Here is a 15,933-nt window from a genome sequence, read left to right on the forward strand (position 1 = left end):
GGGGTCACATCCCGGCCGGACCTCCGTACGGGATGTGAGCCTTCGCCTGCATACCTTGACGGAGGAACCGCCCCTACCGAGGCCGCACCGGGTCGGCGATGGCCTGGATCCGAGCGGTCGCGAGCTCGATCATCAGCGTCGCGGCGGGGGAGAGGGTGGCGTCGGTGCGATGGACGATGGCGAAGGTGTCGTACGTCCGGGGTCGCAGCGACACCCACCCCGCTGATGGCGCCAGCCGGGGGAGCAGCTGCTCGGCGGCTCCTCGGGGGATGACGCTGTCGGCGTAGCCCATCCCGACCAGCTCGACGACCGTCTCGACGTCCTCGACCTCGATCCGGCTCGGTGGGTTGCGGCCGGTCTCGTGGAGCAGGTTGCGCAGCGTGGTGCGGGTGGGGTCCTCCGAGCTCCAGGTCGTGTCGGCCATGACCAGGGTGGCCAGCGAGAGCCGGTGCGACGTGACCGGCGTGGCCAGGTGGGCCGGGTCCGCCGAGATGTAGACGAGCTCGTCGCGGGCGACCGGGTTGATCTTCAACCCTTCCCCCGAGACGCTGCCGACCGAGAGCATCGCCGCCTCGAGGCGTCCGCGGCGCAGGTCGTCCTGCACCTCGGATGAGTTCTGGCCGACCAGCTCGACGCGTACGCCCGGATACCGGTCGAGCACATCCGCCACCAGGCCCGCTCCGCCGTAGAGCCGAGCGATCCCGAACATCCCGAACCGGATCGTGCCGGTCTCGAACTGCTTGACCGACTGCACGGCCTTGCGGGCGTCCTCGGCCGCCGCGATCGTGCGCTCCGCGTGCGGCCGCAGCTCGTCGGCCACCCCGGTGGGCACGACTCCTCGGCCAACCCGGCGAAAAAGCTGCACACCGAGCGTACGCTCGAGACCTCTGACCTGCTCCGAGATCGACGGTTGCGCATACCCGAGCTCCTCGGCGGCCGCGGTCAGCGAGCCGTGCTCGTAGACCGCGAGGAACACCCGGAGCTGGTGCAGCGACAACATAGGGCCATCCTATGTCTTTTCAAGGAAAGATCGCCTACCTCTATGGATTGCGTTCGGTCATCCTTGAATCACCACCACTGCGTCCGTAGTCGGTGGTGGTTTGACGTTCACATAGGGGAGAAGAGCAGTAATGAAGCACGGCGTTCGCCGCCTGGGCCGCCTCATCGGCAAGGGAAAGCCCACCCGCATGACCATCGACGAGCACGTCGAGGCGCACCGTTTTAGTGTCGAGCGCGCAGTCTCGGTACACTCGTCCGGTCCGCTCAACCAGAGCCGCTTCATGCGGTAAAGGTGACGGTACGCCGCCTTAGCTCAGTCGGTAGAGCGTCTCACTCGTAATGAGAAGGTCGTCGGTTCGATTCCGACAGGCGGCTCCACCAATAATCCCCGTCTGACCTGCTAAAACGCAGGACGTCAGGCGGGGTTCTTCGTGTTTGGGTCTACCGTTACGGCGAAGATTCCCCTCGAACCGGTCAGACCGGCCAAGCCAGCCTCGTCGGCGACCGTTCCTAGGTGGTGCAGGTAGATGTTTGTCATCGCGATCGAAGCATGCCCCACCGCCGAATCCGCCGATCTTTGGAGCTGACGTTGTCCAACCCCCTCACCCACGATCTGCTCATGACCTTCGAAGGCGTGCGACGGCGGCTGTTCGGCCGCCTTGAGGGCCTGGCCGACGCCGAGTACCTGTGGGAGCCTGCCGACGACAGTCTCAACATCCGCCCGGGCAGGGACGGTACCTACCGCGTCGATTCGCTGTTCCCCGAGTCGGTCCCGGGCGTGCCCGACCCCGTCACGACGATCGCCTGGCGCATGATGCACATCGGCACCGGCTGCCTGCGGGGCTACGTGATCCACTTCTTCGAGGATGTCCCAGACTTCGGCGACCGCCTCACGTGGCCGGGCACCGCGAAGGAGGGTGTCCGAGCGCTCGCCGAGGACTGGGAGCGCTTCGTCTCGCGCATCGCGTCCCTCGGCGACAAAGGCCTGCTGGCGCCAATGGGCTCAGGACCCGGCGGCTGGGCTGACGAGCACTACCTGAAGCTCGCGCTGCACGCCCTCGACGAAGTCGCGCATCACGGCGGAGAGATCGGCCTGTTGCGCGATCTCTATCTGCGCGAGAGCCGCCGACCTCAGAGGTGACAACCAGCCACCCGTTGGCTCGCCTGGTGCTCCGCACGAATCATTCAAAGCGTCGGACTCCAGCGGTCACGGCGGTCCGCATCGCCGCCATGTACAAGGAGGACCAGATGCCACGCTCAGTCAGCGGCCTCCCGGCGCGGCCCGACGTGTTGCTACGGGAGGGCGACGTCATCGCGCAGACTCCGTTCGGTACGCGGGTGCCGGTCACGCTCACCGTCGCCCGGGGTGGCCACGGACGCGCCAAGGCCCCATGTAATTACGGCGACCGGCGGCACGTCCGGTGCTAGCTTCCCGATGTGGATACACGTCAGGTCGTGATGTTTCTTCATGCGCTGGGCGCGTGGCCGTCCTCGTGGGAGGCCCAGGTGCGTGGCCTGCCGGACGACTTCGTCGGGGTCGCGCCGGATATCCCGGGGGTCACCGAGGCAGACAAGGTGCGGTTCGACTTTGGCTCGGCGGCCGGGGCCATCGTCGCCGCGATCGACCAGCAGGGCGTTGCCCGCGCTCACGTGTGCGGGCTGTCATTGGGCGCGATGGTCGCGACCCAGATCGCCATCGACCACCCTGCCCGGGTGTCGTCGCTGGTGCTGTCGGGCAGTCAGGTGGCGCCCAACCTGGCTCTGATGGCCGCGCAGCGTGCCGTGATCCGGCTGCTGCCGGAGAAGACCGCGGCTCGTTTCGGGATGACGAAGAAGGGCTGGCTCGCGATGCTTCGCGAGATCGCCGCCGCCGACTTCCGCTCGGGCCTCAGTGACATCGACGTGCCGACGCTCGTGCTGTGCGGGTCGCGCGACGTCGCCAACCTTCCGGCCGCCCGTCTCCTCGCCAGGTCGGTGCCCGGCGCCGAGCTGAAGGTTGTCAAAGGCGCCGGCCACGAGTGGAACTTGCAGTTCCCCGAGCTCTTCAACGACGTCATCGGCGACTTCTACCGGTCGTTGGGCGACCGGTCGTGACCGCCGAACGGCTCTGACCGTGGCGGGCTGCCCATCGGCGTACCGCCGTAGACGGCGGAGCCGGCGGCGGTCTGATAGGTCAGCCACGGCACGGTCTCGGAGAAGCCCACGCCCGGCTTGCTGTAGTCGCACACGCCGTCGGGGAAGGCCGTTTCGAGCCGGGCCCACTGCGGGTCGCTGAGACCGAACGTGCCGTAGTCGTCCGTACGCCGCAGGGGCTTCAGCTGGCACTTGGCGTTGTCGGAGTAGTTGTTGTCGCCGGCCACGATCCGCGGGGTCGCGAAGTCGGTCTTGACCAGGTCGCTGACCGGGCCGAGCCCGCAGACCAGGTCGGAGACAGGATCGACGACGAGGTTGAGTGCGGGGTCCAGGACCGGGTTGACGGCGCCGTTCAGGCCGTCGAGCGCACCGCCGGTCAGGTCGTCGACGAGCGGGTCGGCGACCGGCAGGAACAGGCCGTCCTTGCTGGAGACGCCCTGCGTCTGGGTGCAGCGGTCGTGCAGGTCGCCGGGACGGTCCTGCGCGACCTTGTCGGCGAGCGGCACCTCCCGCGAGTCGGCCTCGACGGCGCTCAGCCACCGGTCCATCGCGAGCAGCGCCTCCTTGGAGTAGCTCGGGTCGCCGATGAGGGGCGTCAGGCCGTACCAGATCACCTGGTTGTCGGCGTGCCCCTGCTCGCGGGTCAGCCGGTCACGCATCGCCCACGCCCACCGCGCGTCGTGCGCGATGCCCGGATCGGGCCCGCGGTGGTCGATGATCGCGACCCCGGAGAGGTTGCTGGCGGTGTTGACCATGCCGCTGCGATAGGCGTTGGCGAGCGCGGTCGGGTCGGCGACGGAGCGCTCCGCGCGCGGCTGCACGTCGATGTCGAGGCCACCGATCTTCTCGTTGACGTCGACGAACTGCTCCGGGGTGATCGCCCCGGAGCGGAGCGCCTCGAGGCCGTACTGCACGCCGGTGTTGTCGAGCGGCGAGCCGGCGAAGCCGCGCCCGATCTGCTTCTCCTGATCCGTCCACACGCTCTCCGGCCGCGGGCCGAAGACGTTGATCGAGCCGTCGATGATCGAGCAGCGTACGCCGCCGGGGTTCGTCGCGGGGTCGTAGCGCTCCTCGTCGCTGACGCCGGCGCACGGGTAGGTGGGGATGACCGCCTGCTTGAACAGGCCCTCGTCGGCGGTGACCGCGTTGAGCGGCAGCAGGTGCCCCTCGACCGCGGCCCACTGTGCCGGGTTCCAGAACTTCCCGTCGGTGAGCCGCTGCGCGCTGCGCGCGCCTACTCCCTCGCTCGGCGCGGACGGACGAGCAAGCTCGCCGTCAGGCCTCGCTCGGGTCGTCTCGGAGCTCTCGAAATACTTCCGGAGCAGGTGGTAGTCGGAGAACTGCAGCCCGGGCGAGAGCGAGTCGGGGTAGGAGCAGGTGACGACCAGGCCCTGGTAGATGCCCGGGTAGGCGTTGGCGATCGTCTGCTGCGCGATCGAGCCGCCCGAGCAGCCGCTGCCGATGGTGTAGCGCAGGTCGCCGTACGTCTCGACCAGATGCTCCTTGGCCATCATCAGCGACTCGGCCTCGCTGGTCACGGTGCAGTTGTGGCCGGTGTTGGCCAACGCCGTCGACAGCATCGCGAAGCCGCGGCCGAGCGCGACCGTCGGGCTGTCGCCCAGCGCGTCGGCGACGACCGGGATGCCGAGGTCGAAGGTGCCGGCGTAGTCGGTGGTCGGCGCCTCGCCGACCTCGTGGTCGACCCCGCAGCTGCCGCCGTGCGGGATGAACAGCTTGTTGTTCCACTGCTCCTGCGGGCTCCACCGCTCCCATGCCTCGCCGGGCTGCCAGAGCACGGCGATCCGATACTGATCGCGGTTCTGGTAGCCGGTCTCCACGCGCACGACGAACGGCACCGTCACGCCCTCGTCGGTCGTCGTGGTGGCGACGTCCTTCGGCGGCTTCGCGGGGTCGTACGCCTGGAGCCCGTCGAGCAGTGGATTTGTCGATTTGTAGAGCCAGCTGATCTCCGGCTCCTGGTTGCACTGCGCGTCGGTCGCGGTCGGCTGGCAGCGCCACGGCTGCAGCTGCGGCCCGGAGAAGATCGGACCGCCGCGTGGGTGGTTGGTGATCGTGAGCCGGGCGCCGCGGCCGTCGCGGAGACGCGCGGTCAGCTCGTTGGTGCCGACCCGCAGACCGCGGACGACGCCCTCGATCTCACCGTCGGGCCGCTCCGCGAAGGCGGAGGTGACGTCGCGGTCGCCCGGCAGCGCCACCGTCAGGTCGTCGAGGTCGCCGCCCTCCGGCAGCGTCACCCGCACCAGGGCGTTGCCGTCGAAGACCAGGTCGGCCCGGTTGGAGAGCGTCTCGAGCACGACGTCGTCGCTGGTGGCCGAGGCGGCCGCCGCCGGTGCGGCCTGGGCCGGCACCGCACCGAGCAGCAGGGTGGCGGCGAGAGTGCACACGGTCGCGACGGCGATCGTGGCGAGCCGATGGGGTCGAGACAGGGCGCGGAACGTCATGACGTGCCTTTCGCGAGGGCGCATGCGTCCCCGGGTGACGCCTGCCACAACTGAGAGTGCAGCCTCGCGAGAGGTTGGTCAAGAGACCTGGCCGGATGGCTTACCGGGCGGACGTCTCCACGTGCAGGCCTGCCAGCAGGTCGGCCGCGGCGGCCGGCCTGACCAGCCAGCCGAGGTGGCTGGAGGCGAGCGTGTGCACGTCGTAGGGGTTGTCGGGGGTGAGCGCGTCACCCTCTCGGATGAGCCGGTCCTGCATCGCCGGCGGCATGCTGACGTCGTCGCTGAGGCGCACGAACGTACGCGGCAGGGTGCCCCACGTCTCTGCCTGGGCCCGGTCGTCGGGGCCGCCGGGGTCGAGGTTCTCGTCGGGCTGGAAGGTGTTGAGGAACGTACGGAACTCGTCGTCGGTGCCGTCGGCCATGAACGCGTGCTTGAAGCCGGCCAGCACCTCGGCTGAGGCGGTGCGGAAGTTGCAGCGCAACAGGCCGACGTCGGCCGGGTCGGCAGCCGCGGCGGCGATCAGCGCGGTGGGGTCGAACGAGGCCATCTCCGGCTCGGCGTTGTAGGCAGCGGCATCGAGCTCCACCGGCGCCCAGGCCGAGACGTAGACCATCGCGTCGATCAGGTCGGGGCGCTTGTTGGCCGCGGCCGTCAGGGTGACCCCGCCGCGGCTGTGGGCGACCACGATCACCGGCCCGTGCTCCTTGGCGCGCTCGAGCACCGAGACCAGGTGAGCCACGTTGTCGGCGAGGCTCACGCCCTTGATCGCGCCCGGCGCCGTCGCCAGCGCGGCGAGATCCTGGGGCGCCTGGTAGGCGGCCGGGAAGGTCGCGCCGAAGCCGTGCCCGGGAAGGTCGACCGCCAGCGAGCGGTGCCCGCGCAGGGCCAGCTCGGCCTGCAGCGGAGCGAAGGAGAACGAGTTGGCGAAGGCGCCGTGGACCAGGACGTACGTCGGCGCGGGGGAAGTCATGCGAGGACCCTAGCGACACCGCGACCGTCGGTGCACGCGTTTTCTGCGGCGTACGGACGGAGGGCCCCGGCCAGCAGAGACATGCTGGTCAGGGCCCTCCTGTGGCGCCCGGTGACAGCCGGCCTCAGCCGGCGACAGCCTCACCACGGGCGACCATGCCCGCCTGGTCGGAGAGCTTGACCTCCTTGAGGAACAGTGCGAGCGCGAAGCCGAAGAGCACCAGCGGCACGAGATACCAGAACGCGGGCGCGAGCGCCTCGGTGAAGGCGTCGACGACCCAGCCGTGCACGGGCTCGGGAAGCTTCTCGACCGCGGCCGGGGTGAGGCTGCCGCCGGAGAAACCGGCGCCGTCGGCCGGCAACATCTGGGAGGAGGCCATCTTCGCCGCCAGCCCCTCGAAGTTGTCGCTCAGCCGGGTGGTGAACACGGTCGTGAACAGCGCCGTGCCGACGGTCGCACCGATCTCCCGGAAGAAGTTGTTCGCCGAGGTCGCGGTGCCGAGCTCGTGCGGGTCGACGGAGTTCTGCACGGCCAGCACGATGGTCTGCATGACCAGGCCCATCCCGGCGCCGAGCACGAAGATCATCGCCCCGAAGACGACCATCGACATGTCGCCGGTGATCGTGGTCATCCAGGCGATGCCGGCGGCGGTGACGAGCAGCCCGACGATCGGGAAGATCTTGTAGCGACCCGTCTTGGAGATCATGATGCCGGAGACGATCGCGGTCAGCATCAGACCGACCATCATCGGCAGCATCAGCAGGCCGGAGCCGGTGATCGAGGCGCCGGTCGACATCTGCAGGAAGGTCGGCAGCATCGCCATCGCCGAGAACATGCCCATCCCGAGCACCAGGCCGATCAGCGTGGTCACGGTGAAGGTGGGGTTCTTGAAGAGGCGCAGCGGGATCAGCGGCTCCGGTGCCAGGGTCTCGGTCACGATGAAGGCGGCCACCGCGGCGAGCGTGCCGACGACCAGGCCGAGCAGCTGCGGCGAGGTCCAGTCGTAGCCGTCGTTGCCCAGCGACTCCCACGAGGTCAGCAGCACGATGCCGCAGGTGGAGAGCACCATGAACATGATCCCGAGCCAGTCGACGGGCCGGTTGGAGCGGTGCGAGGGCAGCTTGAGGGCGTACCAGGCCACGACGAGCGCGATGATGCCGACCGGCACGTTGATCCAGAAGGTCCAGCGCCAGCCGGGACCGTCGGTGAGCCAGCCACCGAGCAGCGGGCCGATGACCGCGGAGATACCGAAGAGCGCACCCATCGGGCCCATGTACTTGCCACGCTCGGAGGCCGGCACGATGTCGGCGATGATCGCCTGCGACAGGATCATCAGCCCGCCGCCGCCGAGGCCCTGGAGACCGCGCGCGGCGACCAGCTCGGGGAAGGTCTGCGCGAGACCGCCGAAGAGCGAGCCGAGGGTGAAGAGCCCGACCGCGATCAGGAAGGGCCAGCGACGGCCCCACAGGTCGCCGAACTTTCCGTAGAGGGGCATCACGATCGCGATCGCCATGATGTAGGAGGTGATCACCCACCCCTGGTGCTCGACCCCGTCGAGCTCACCGACGATCGTCGGCATTGCCGTCGACACGATCGTCTGGTCGAGGGAGGAGAGGAACATCGAGGCCATCAGGGCCCCGAAGATCAGCCAGACCGTACGCGGCGTGAGCACGATCAGCGGCTTGTCGGGCGCATCGGGCGCGACCGTGTGACTCATGAGGGTGGACCTTCCAGGCAGGTGGTGAAGAGGTGGCGGCACACGCGTGCCGTGTGTCGTATGTCGTGGACCCGAGAGGGTGGGTGGCTAGTCGGCGACCAGCAGTCGGAGCTGGGCGACGGCCTCGGGCAGGTGCGCGGTCGGGTCGCCTTCGTAGCCCGATCGTGCCCAGGCGAGCGCGCTGGCCCGCATCAGCAGGCCGGCGACCATCCCGATCGTGTCGTCGTCGACGGGGGAGGGCCGTGCCGTACGTCGCTCGGCGAGCAGCTCCTCGAGCTCGCCGATCACGCGCTGGTGCCAGGCGATGTGCCTCTGCACGAGGCGCGGGTCGGAGGCCATCAGCCGCATCGCCCGCTCGCCCTGCTCGATGTTGGGGGCGCCGTCTCGCAGGAAGCCGGCCACGAGCGACTCCAGGTCGCTCATCAGCCGGCCCGACGGCCCGCCGGAGACGAACTGCGCACGCACCTCGGCGTCGAGCTCGACCTCCTGGATGCCCAGCACGGCGTCGTCCTTGGTGTCGAAGTAGTTGAAGAACGTGCGCGTCGACAACCCGGCCTCGGCGCTGATCTCCTCGACGGTGACCTCGTCGAGGCCACGCTCGCCCACCAGTCGCTGGGCCGCCTCGATCAGCGCCATCCGGCGCTCCCGCTTCTGGCGCTCGCGGGCGTTGTGAGGTGGGGTTGCGGTAGACACGAGTTAATTCTTGCATTCAGTGCAAGTTGCAGTCAATGCAAGAAAATGTGGCGTGGGTGACACCGCACCGCCCGGGTGAGAGTCGTTGTGGGCAGAGCACAGACGCGCGCTCCGAAGTTGTGGCAGATGGTCAAGGAGCGCTCGCGCCGGACGTCGGAGCATGGACCCCATGAACTCCAGCAGGCACACACGTCCCGAGCGCGTCGTCGTGATCGGCGCGGGCATGGTCGGGTTGTCCACCGCATGGTTCCTCCAGGAGGCCGGCGTCGACGTCACGGTGCTCGACCGCGACGACGTCGCCGCGGGCTCGAGCTGGGGCAACGCCGGGTGGCTGACCCCCAGCATCGCCGTTCCGCTCCCGGAGCCGTCGGTGCTCAAGTACGGCTTCAAGGCCGTGCTCAGCCCGTCGTCGCCGGTCTACGTGCCGCCGACCGCCAACCCGCGCCTGCTGCGGTTCCTCGCGCAGTTCGGCCGCAACTGCACCCACCCCCGCTGGCAGCGCGCGATGGCGGCGCTGATCCCGCTCAACAACGGTTCGCTCGACGCCTTCGCCGAGCTGGAGCGGGGCGGGGTCGAGGCGCGGACGAAGCCGGCCGAGCCGTTCACCGCGGCCTTCCGGACGGTGGCCGACAGCGAGGCGCTGCTCGAGGAGTTCGAGCACATCAGGGCCAGCGGGCAGGACGTCACCTTCGACATCGTCGACGGTGACGCCGCTCGCGCCGACGAGCCGGCCCTGGCCGGCGGCATCGCCACGGCGATCCGGATCCGCAACCAGCGCTTCATCGACCCCGCCGCCTATGTCGAGTCCGTCGCCGCCTCCGTCCGGGCTCGTGGAGGCCGGATCCTCGCAGGTCAGGAGGCCGACGACGTCGTCTCGTCCGGCTCCGGTGTCGTCGTCGCCGGTGAGCGCTACGACGCCGCCGTGCTGTGCACCGGCGCACGGCTGAACCGGCTCGCCCGTGACTTCGGCGTGCGGCGCATCGTGCAGGCAGGGCGCGGCTACTCGTTCACCGTCAAGGTCGACGACCAGCCGCGCGGCCCGGTCTACTTCCCGACCCAGCGGGTGGCCTGCACGCCGGTCGGCGACCGGCTGCGGATCGCGGGGATGATGGAGTTCCGCGACGTCGACGCGCCGATGGACCACCGCCGCATCCAGGCGCTGGTGACCGAGGCCGGCACGCTCCTCGAGGGCGTGCACCTCGACCAGCGCGAGGACGAGTGGGTCGGTGCCCGGCCGTGCACGTCCGACGGGCTCCCGCTCGTCGGCGCCACGAACGACCCCCGGGTCTTCGTCTCCGGGGGCCACGGGATGTGGGGGATCACGCTGGGCCCGGTCACCGGCAGGCTGCTCGCCGAGCAGATCGTCACCGGCGTACGCCCCGAGCCGCTGCGCGCGGTCGACCCGCTGCGCTGAGAATCAGCGCTCGGCGGCGTCGGCTCGGGCGCGCGCGATCTCGAGGCGTACGGCCAGCCGTTGGGCGGCGTCGTCGAGGTCGATCGGGCAGGTCTCGGCCAGCCTGGCCAGCCGGTAGCGCACCGTGTTCGGGTGCACGCCGAGCGCGCGGGCGGCCCGGCCGACCTCACCCCAGTGGTCGAGGACGGCCTCGAGGGTCGTCAGCAGCGTGGCGTCGGCGCCCGGCGCGGTGAGGCCGGCGACAGGGGAGACGAGCGGCATCCGGGCCATGCCCCCGAGGGCGCGACCGAGCACCAGCTCGGGCCAGCAGTCTTCGACCGACGCCACCGCGTGGCGCGCGCCCTCGAGGCCGATGGTGGACAGCTCGGCGGCCTCGGTGCGCGACCGGGGCAGGTCGGCGAGCGTCTCCACCGCGGAGCCGAGGCGCAGCCCGACCGAGGGGCTGCGTACGGACTCGGCGCGCACCAGGTCGGTGAACCAGTCGTGGCCGCCGGGGCCCGTCGAGCTGTCGAGCACCGCATAGAGCAGCCCGTCGAGGTCGACCACGACCGGCTGCCGCCACCCGTGGCGCCGGGCCAGGATCACCCACAGCTCGGCCCGCGCGTCGAGGCCCAGGCCCTCCGGTCCGAGGAGCGCGGCGACCCGCCACGGCTCGGACCCGAGCCATTCCGGCCGGTCGGAGGTCTCTTCGCGCAACGCGGTGCGGACGTGGTCGAGCTGCGTCTGACGGTGCAGCTCGGTGTGGGCACGCAGGCGCAGCAGATAGAGGGCGATCACCTCGACGGCCGCCCGCAGCTCGCCCGCGCGCGTGGTTCGCGGAGGAGCGTCGACCACGGCCCAGATCGAGCCGAGCCACTCGCCGCCGGCACGCACCGGGATGACGTAGCGAGGCCGAGCCCCGGAGTCGACCGCGGGCACGAAGAGCGGCTCGTCGGAGCGGGCCAGATGACGGAAGACGCCGACGGAGCGGAAGTGGTTGCGCACCTCCCGCGGCACCCGCCGGGCGACGATGGTCGACATCCGCGCCTGGTCGACGTCCTCCTGGCCGGTGGAGTAGGCGAGCACGCGCGAGGTGGCGTCCTCGACGGTGACGGGCGCGCCGACGAGCGCACTGACCTTGTCGGCCATATCGAACAGGTCGGAGTAGAGGTTGTCGGCCGGCTCCTGGCTCCGCCCGGTGTGCGCGGCCTCGAGCGCCTTCCGAAGCATCGCCATCACCGGCGACCACGGCGACTGGTCGGGCACTGCCAGCAACGGGACCCCGCGGACCGCGCAGCGTCGCCGCACCTCGTCGAGGTCGGCCCAGGTGCGTCGAAGCACCAGGGCTGCCGCGTCGTGGGCCTTGTCGACGATCTCGAGGGCGTCGTCCGGCGAACGTACGCCCACGGCGAGCACCACGTCGCCCTGCTCGACCTGCACCGGTCCGGTGGCCTCGACCAGCTCCACGCCGAGCACGGGCCGGGCCTCCCCGGGCTGGGCCAGCTCGGCGAAAGCAGGTGCGACCGCCTGCGCCAGGTCTGCTGCGGTGATCATCCGGTCACTGTGCCACGAGGCCGAGGCGCTCGGTGGGGAGGCGGCGCGGGCTCACGCGCCCGCGGCGGCCTGGTGGAGCGTACGGATCTCCTCGACCAGCTCGGGCACGGGCCCGACCGCTTCGACAGCGGGTGCGACCTCGCCGATCGCGAGCGGCAGCACCGGTGACTCGGCCGCGCCCCAGCCGGCTCGCCACTGCGTCAGCTGCTCGGAGGAGGCGATGTAGACGACCCGGCCGACGCCGGACCAGCCCTGCCCCGCCGCACACATCGGGCAGTGCTCGCCGGAGGTGTAGATCGTCGCGCCCGCACGCGCCTCCGGATCGAGGTTGAGGGCTGCCCAGCGGGCGAGGGCGATCTCCGGATGGGCCGTCGGGTCGCCGGTCGAGTGCTCGCGGTTGCGGTCCTCCCGGAGCGCGTTGCCGACAGCGTCGGCCAGGACCGACCCGAACGGCCCGTCACCGTCGGCCAGCGCCTCGGCGGCCAGCTCCAGGCAGCGTCGCAGGTGGGCCATGTCGGTCGGGGTGATCTCGGTGCTGGGCTGGTCGTTGGTCACCGCTCCAGTCTGCGGCCGGCCGCTGCGTACGTCGCGTTATTTCGGAGCGGTCAGCCGGCCTTGATCGCAGCGCACGCGATCCGGTCTCCGGCGTCGCCGGTCTTGGTCGTGTCCTCGTCCGGCCCCTCGGGGGCATACCTCTCCGGGACGTTGGCGTAGTTGTCACGGTCCGCGTGGATCATGAACGCGCTGCCGTCGTCATCCTGGAGCTCCTCGAGGGTGAACGGGCCCGTGAACTCCAGGCTCGCGTTGCCGTCGTCGTCGACGAGGAGCGCCGGCAGGTCGCCGAGGTGGTCGCCGTGCTCGCTCTCGTCGGGGTTGAGGTGGCCGCCCGCGGAGAGGAAGTCGCCGGTCTTCGACGGGTCGTCGGGTGCCGCGCTGTCGGCCTCGCACTTGCCGGTCGTGTGCACGTGGAAGCCGTGGTAGCCGGCCTTCAGACCGCTCGCCTCGACGCTGATCTGCAGGGTGCCGTCGTCCTCGTCGATCTCGACGGTGCCGACCCGTTTCCCGTCAGGGTCGGCGAGCTTGGCGCTCACCTCGCCGCGGTCGGTGGCGCCGGAGTCCGACGCCCCTCCGCAGGCGGTGAGCGCCAGCACGCCACAGGCGGCCAGGGCAGCGGTCGATACGAGCCGGGACATGGGATACCTCCACGAGAACGGGATCCGGTCACTGCCACCGTACAGCCGGTCACAGCCCGAGCTCGGTGAGCCTTCGCGAGATCCGGGAGTCGGTGGAGATGACAGGTGACCCGTCGGCAACCCAGGCCTCGCCGTCGAAGTAGCGGGTCACGATGTGCTCGCTGATCCGGGTGACCATCGCCTGCATCGTCAGCGTCGGGTTGGGTCCGCCCACCGAGTTGGGCAGGGCGGAGTTGTCGGCGACGAAGAGCCGCTTGACCGCCCGGGTCTCGCCGCTGTGGTCGACCACCGAGTCGTCCTCGGAGTCACCCATCCGCATCGTCGAGTGCACGTGCAGGGGGAGCGCCGGCCAGTCCATCCGATAGACCTTCTTCGCGCCGGCGCCCTTCAGCAGCCGGGCAGCCTCGTGCGCGAGGAACTCGCGGTTGCGTCGGCTCCGGGAGGTGCGGTGCCGGTTGTCGAACCGGACCTTCGGGATCGGGCCGTTCTCGTCGGCGGGCAGGGTCGAGAGAGTGACCCGGTTGATCGGGGAGACGTCGTCGTCGACGATGCTGACGACGTTGAGGATGTTGTCGAGACCGTGCGAGAGCACGTCCTTCAGCTCCGGACCGACCAGCCGGCCGGTGGTGCCGTCCCAGGGGCCGGTCATACCGCGGCCGTTGGAGTACTGGTCGCGGATCCCGCTGTCGGAGAAGGTCATCGTGAACGCCTCGATGCCCGGCATCAGGCCGACGTTCATGTTCATCCCGTAGCCGGGGTATTCGGTGCGCGCCGCGGACGCCGGCCCCTTCGAGCTGCCGACGTTCTCGTCGAAGAGACCGAAGGTCCAGTCCAGGTAGTGGTCGGTGAACCCGCGCCCGACCCAGTCGTTGGGGTTGGGCAGGTCGCTGTTGAACCACAGCCGCGGGTTCTCCACGGCTCCACCGGACATCACGACGACCTTCGCGTCCTCGGTGTGCACCATGCCGGTCGGGTTGTCCAGCCAGGTCACGCCGGTCGCGGTCAGCTCGCCCTTGACCTTTTCGGTACGGATCTTGGTGACCGTCGCGTCCGTGACCAGCCCGACGGCCTTGCCGCCGGAGGCCCAGGACTCGGCGGTGAGCGCCATCGGCATGTAGCTGTTGTCCGTCGAACGCTTCGCGACCAGGTTGCGCGGCGCCTTGTCGGGCGATGCGCACCCCTGGAAGCAGTGTCCGCAGAAGGTGCAGCCGGTCGCCTGCGGATACTTCAGCAGGTTGGCGTCGTTCGTCCGGCCGGCGGTGCCGCCCGGCTGGAGGATCGCGTTCTCCTGCGGACGGTAGGACGCCTCGAGCGTCGTCTTCGTCTTCTGGACCGGAAGGCCGAGGGTCTCGCAGCCCTGGAGGTAGACCGACTCCTTGGTGCCGACGGCCGCCGTCTGCACGGGCAGGGTGGTCTCCACCCACTCGTAGTAGGGCACCAGGTCGGCATAGGAGAACGGGAAGCGGTGGTCGACGTCGTACAGGGCGGCGTCGGGGCCGTCGTACCCGGTGAAGACCCCGGGGTAGGCCCGTGGGCTGTTGCCGAAGTAGTGCTGCGTCGTGCCGCCGACGCCGGAGACCTGCCACAGGAAGGAGTTCTGCGGCAGCTCGCGGTAGGCCGCGGGCTTGGTGCGGTCCTCCTGGCCGACCCGGAGGTAACCGGTCAGCGGGTTGTTGGCATCGTTCTCGAGGCGGCTCCACTGCTCGCGCGGTTTGGCGTGCCGCGGCCCACCCTCGATCACGAGTACGTCCAGGCCTTGAGCGGCGAGCTCCTTGGCGGCGACCGCGCCGCCACCGCCGGCACCGATGATGATCACGTCGCGCATCAGAGGGGGCTCACTTTCTGTCGTCCCTGGTAGTAGCCCTTGAACTCGTCCCAGCCGTCCATGCTCCCGGGGTCGTACTTCGCCAGACCCCAGCCGAGGGGTGGCTTGGCGACGGTCAGGGTGGCGGCGTCGAACGTCGACCACTCGGAGTAGGCGCCGAACGCCGAGAACTCCAGCAGGGCGCCGGCGATGAACTGCAGGATGCCCGACACGGACCCCTTCAGCGGCTCGGGCAGCTCGCGGTCGATCGAGCCGACGAGCTGCGGGTCGGCCTGCTCCAAGAGCTCGAAGACCTCGGCCTTCTTCGCGAAGGACAGCCGGGAGAACGGTGAGAGGTGCGGCCCGGCCGCCGACCCGGGATCGACCCGTACGGCCTGTGTGTTGAGGAGGAGCGCGATCACCGCGGACAGCGGCAGCGCCGAGTCGTTGCGGAGCAGCACCTTGACCACGTCGTCGAGATCGGCGAGCAACGAGTTGGTCACCACCGGGATCGCAGGCGGCACCACGATCGGTACGTCGGCGAGACCGTTGGCGAGCGCCCGGCCGACCGCGGCGGCGACCTGGTCCGACATCGGCACGTAGTTGTCGAGGGACTCGATGAGGAAGTCCGGAGTCCTGGCCTCCATCGCGCCGGGCTCCTCGCGCGGCGTTCCCTGGGTCCTCGAGTAGGCGTCGGGACCGGGCACCACGAAGACCGCGAGTCCGTTGAGCGTGTCCCGGGCGATGGCCGCCAACAGCTTGGCGACCTGGTCGACCAGTGGATCGGCCGGTGACCCGCTGGTGACGGCCCTCGCGACACCGGGCACCGCGGTGCCGGCCGCGGCCAGGGCGCCCAGCACCCCGACACGGGTCAGAAAGAAGCGACGATCGACGTGCGGTGTCTCCATGACACATACCTCCGAGCTCGATACGCATCTCACAGTGCCACCGCGATCGGGCCGTCGGCATCAGTGACACGCACAGAGTTGGCGGAGCCAAACTGTGCTGGCGCACA

At 70.1% G+C, this 15,933-nt stretch carries 15 protein-coding genes and 1 tRNA gene; 6 read left to right on the plus strand and 10 right to left on the minus strand.

Annotated elements, in window-relative coordinates; translation table 11 throughout:
- Positions 1-73: 73 nt before the first annotated feature.
- The gene (locus tag FB381_RS01975) at positions 74-1,000 is read right to left on the minus strand and encodes a LysR family transcriptional regulator (protein ID WP_141778736.1); all 927 of its coding nucleotides are present in this window, start codon (positions 998-1,000) and stop codon (positions 74-76) included.
- Between the two features lie 130 nt (positions 1,001-1,130).
- Between FB381_RS01975 and FB381_RS23780 the strand changes: the two genes are divergently transcribed.
- The 5 genes from FB381_RS23780 (at position 1,131) to FB381_RS02000 (ending at position 3,093) form a co-directional block, all read left to right on the plus strand.
- Positions 1,131-1,289: a hypothetical protein gene (locus FB381_RS23780; protein ID WP_170225029.1), complete on the plus strand. Its 159-nt coding sequence runs from the start codon at positions 1,131-1,133 to the stop codon at positions 1,287-1,289.
- A 12-nt stretch (positions 1,290-1,301) separates the two neighbouring features.
- A tRNA-Thr gene (locus FB381_RS01980) sits at positions 1,302-1,377 on the plus strand.
- A gap of 241 nt (positions 1,378-1,618) precedes the next feature.
- Positions 1,619-2,140, plus strand: a complete 522-nt coding sequence (locus FB381_RS01990) for a DinB family protein (protein ID WP_211352303.1) — start codon at positions 1,619-1,621, stop codon at positions 2,138-2,140.
- Positions 2,141-2,247: 107 nt separating this feature from the next.
- Positions 2,248-2,427, plus strand: a complete 180-nt coding sequence (locus FB381_RS24035) for a hypothetical protein (protein WP_211352304.1) — start codon at positions 2,248-2,250, stop codon at positions 2,425-2,427.
- Positions 2,428-2,436: 9 nt separating this feature from the next.
- Complete coding sequence (locus FB381_RS02000) at positions 2,437-3,093, plus strand: alpha/beta fold hydrolase (protein ID WP_141778739.1); 657 nt, start codon at positions 2,437-2,439, stop codon at positions 3,091-3,093.
- Here the strand turns inward: FB381_RS02000 and FB381_RS02005 are convergent.
- The 4 genes from FB381_RS02005 to FB381_RS02020 form a co-directional block, all read right to left on the minus strand.
- Positions 3,066-5,594, minus strand: coding sequence for a DUF6351 family protein (locus FB381_RS02005; RefSeq protein ID WP_141778740.1), 2,529 nt, complete (start codon positions 5,592-5,594; stop codon positions 3,066-3,068). The genes FB381_RS02000 and FB381_RS02005 overlap by 28 nt on opposite strands.
- Before the next feature lie 100 nt (positions 5,595-5,694).
- Positions 5,695-6,564: an alpha/beta hydrolase gene (locus FB381_RS02010; RefSeq protein WP_141778741.1), complete on the minus strand. Its 870-nt coding sequence runs from the start codon at positions 6,562-6,564 to the stop codon at positions 5,695-5,697.
- Between the two features lie 124 nt (positions 6,565-6,688).
- The gene (locus FB381_RS02015) at positions 6,689-8,281 is read right to left on the minus strand and encodes an MDR family MFS transporter (protein WP_141778742.1); all 1,593 of its coding nucleotides are present in this window, start codon (positions 8,279-8,281) and stop codon (positions 6,689-6,691) included.
- A gap of 87 nt (positions 8,282-8,368) precedes the next feature.
- Positions 8,369-8,974 (minus strand): TetR/AcrR family transcriptional regulator, encoded by a 606-nt coding sequence (locus tag FB381_RS02020; RefSeq protein WP_141778743.1) that lies wholly within the window; start codon positions 8,972-8,974, stop codon positions 8,369-8,371.
- Between the two features lie 169 nt (positions 8,975-9,143).
- Between FB381_RS02020 and FB381_RS02025 the strand changes: the two genes are divergently transcribed.
- Positions 9,144-10,388, plus strand: coding sequence for an NAD(P)/FAD-dependent oxidoreductase (locus FB381_RS02025; RefSeq protein WP_211352305.1), 1,245 nt, complete (start codon positions 9,144-9,146; stop codon positions 10,386-10,388).
- A 3-nt stretch (positions 10,389-10,391) separates the two neighbouring features.
- Here the strand turns inward: FB381_RS02025 and FB381_RS02030 are convergent, their stop codons facing one another.
- From FB381_RS02030 to FB381_RS02050, 5 genes are read right to left on the minus strand one after another with little or no spacing between them, the layout of a single operon-like run.
- Entirely contained in the window at positions 10,392-11,921 is a 1,530-nt protein-coding gene (locus tag FB381_RS02030) for a PucR family transcriptional regulator (protein ID WP_141778745.1), read from the minus strand.
- A gap of 51 nt (positions 11,922-11,972) precedes the next feature.
- On the minus strand, positions 11,973-12,476 hold the full coding sequence (locus FB381_RS02035) for a nucleoside deaminase (protein WP_246087916.1): 504 nt from the start codon (positions 12,474-12,476) through the stop codon (positions 11,973-11,975).
- 50 nt (positions 12,477-12,526) lie between these two features.
- Positions 12,527-13,114 carry a superoxide dismutase family protein gene (locus FB381_RS02040; protein ID WP_141778746.1) on the minus strand — a complete coding sequence of 196 codons (588 nt, stop codon included), beginning with the start codon at positions 13,112-13,114 and terminating at the stop codon, positions 12,527-12,529.
- Positions 13,115-13,163: 49 nt separating this feature from the next.
- Positions 13,164-14,939: a GMC oxidoreductase gene (locus tag FB381_RS02045; RefSeq protein WP_141778747.1), complete on the minus strand. Its 1,776-nt coding sequence runs from the start codon at positions 14,937-14,939 to the stop codon at positions 13,164-13,166.
- Positions 14,939-15,826, minus strand: a complete 888-nt coding sequence (locus tag FB381_RS02050) for a hypothetical protein (protein ID WP_141778748.1) — start codon at positions 15,824-15,826, stop codon at positions 14,939-14,941. The genes FB381_RS02045 and FB381_RS02050 overlap by 1 nt, the downstream gene beginning before the upstream one ends.
- Between the last annotated feature and the right edge of the window lie 107 nt (positions 15,827-15,933).

The organism is Nocardioides albertanoniae, assembly GCF_006716315.1.
Lineage (GTDB): Bacteria > Actinomycetota > Actinomycetes > Propionibacteriales > Nocardioidaceae > Nocardioides > Nocardioides albertanoniae.

Bases quoted from the DNA above. Each gene is read 5' to 3' on its own strand.
- FB381_RS01990 (WP_211352303.1), top strand. From the start codon at position 1,619: ATGACCTTCGAAGGCGTGCGACGGCGGCTGTTCGGCCGCCTTGAGGGC.
- FB381_RS02030 (WP_141778745.1), bottom strand. From the start codon at position 11,921: ATGATCACCGCAGCAGACCTGGCGCAGGCGGTCGCACCTGCTTTCGCC.
- FB381_RS02005 (WP_141778740.1), bottom strand. From the start codon at position 5,594: ATGACGTTCCGCGCCCTGTCTCGACCCCATCGGCTCGCCACGATCGCC.
- FB381_RS02040 (WP_141778746.1), bottom strand. From the start codon at position 13,114: ATGTCCCGGCTCGTATCGACCGCTGCCCTGGCCGCCTGTGGCGTGCTG.
- FB381_RS23780 (WP_170225029.1), top strand. From the start codon at position 1,131: ATGAAGCACGGCGTTCGCCGCCTGGGCCGCCTCATCGGCAAGGGAAAG.
- FB381_RS02050 (WP_141778748.1), bottom strand. From the start codon at position 15,826: ATGGAGACACCGCACGTCGATCGTCGCTTCTTTCTGACCCGTGTCGGG.
- FB381_RS02045 (WP_141778747.1), bottom strand. From the start codon at position 14,939: ATGCGCGACGTGATCATCATCGGTGCCGGCGGTGGCGGCGCGGTCGCC.
- FB381_RS02015 (WP_141778742.1), bottom strand. From the start codon at position 8,281: ATGAGTCACACGGTCGCGCCCGATGCGCCCGACAAGCCGCTGATCGTG.
- FB381_RS02010 (WP_141778741.1), bottom strand. From the start codon at position 6,564: ATGACTTCCCCCGCGCCGACGTACGTCCTGGTCCACGGCGCCTTCGCC.
- FB381_RS01975 (WP_141778736.1), bottom strand. From the start codon at position 1,000: ATGTTGTCGCTGCACCAGCTCCGGGTGTTCCTCGCGGTCTACGAGCAC.
- FB381_RS02025 (WP_211352305.1), top strand. From the start codon at position 9,144: ATGAACTCCAGCAGGCACACACGTCCCGAGCGCGTCGTCGTGATCGGC.
- FB381_RS24035 (WP_211352304.1), top strand. From the start codon at position 2,248: ATGCCACGCTCAGTCAGCGGCCTCCCGGCGCGGCCCGACGTGTTGCTA.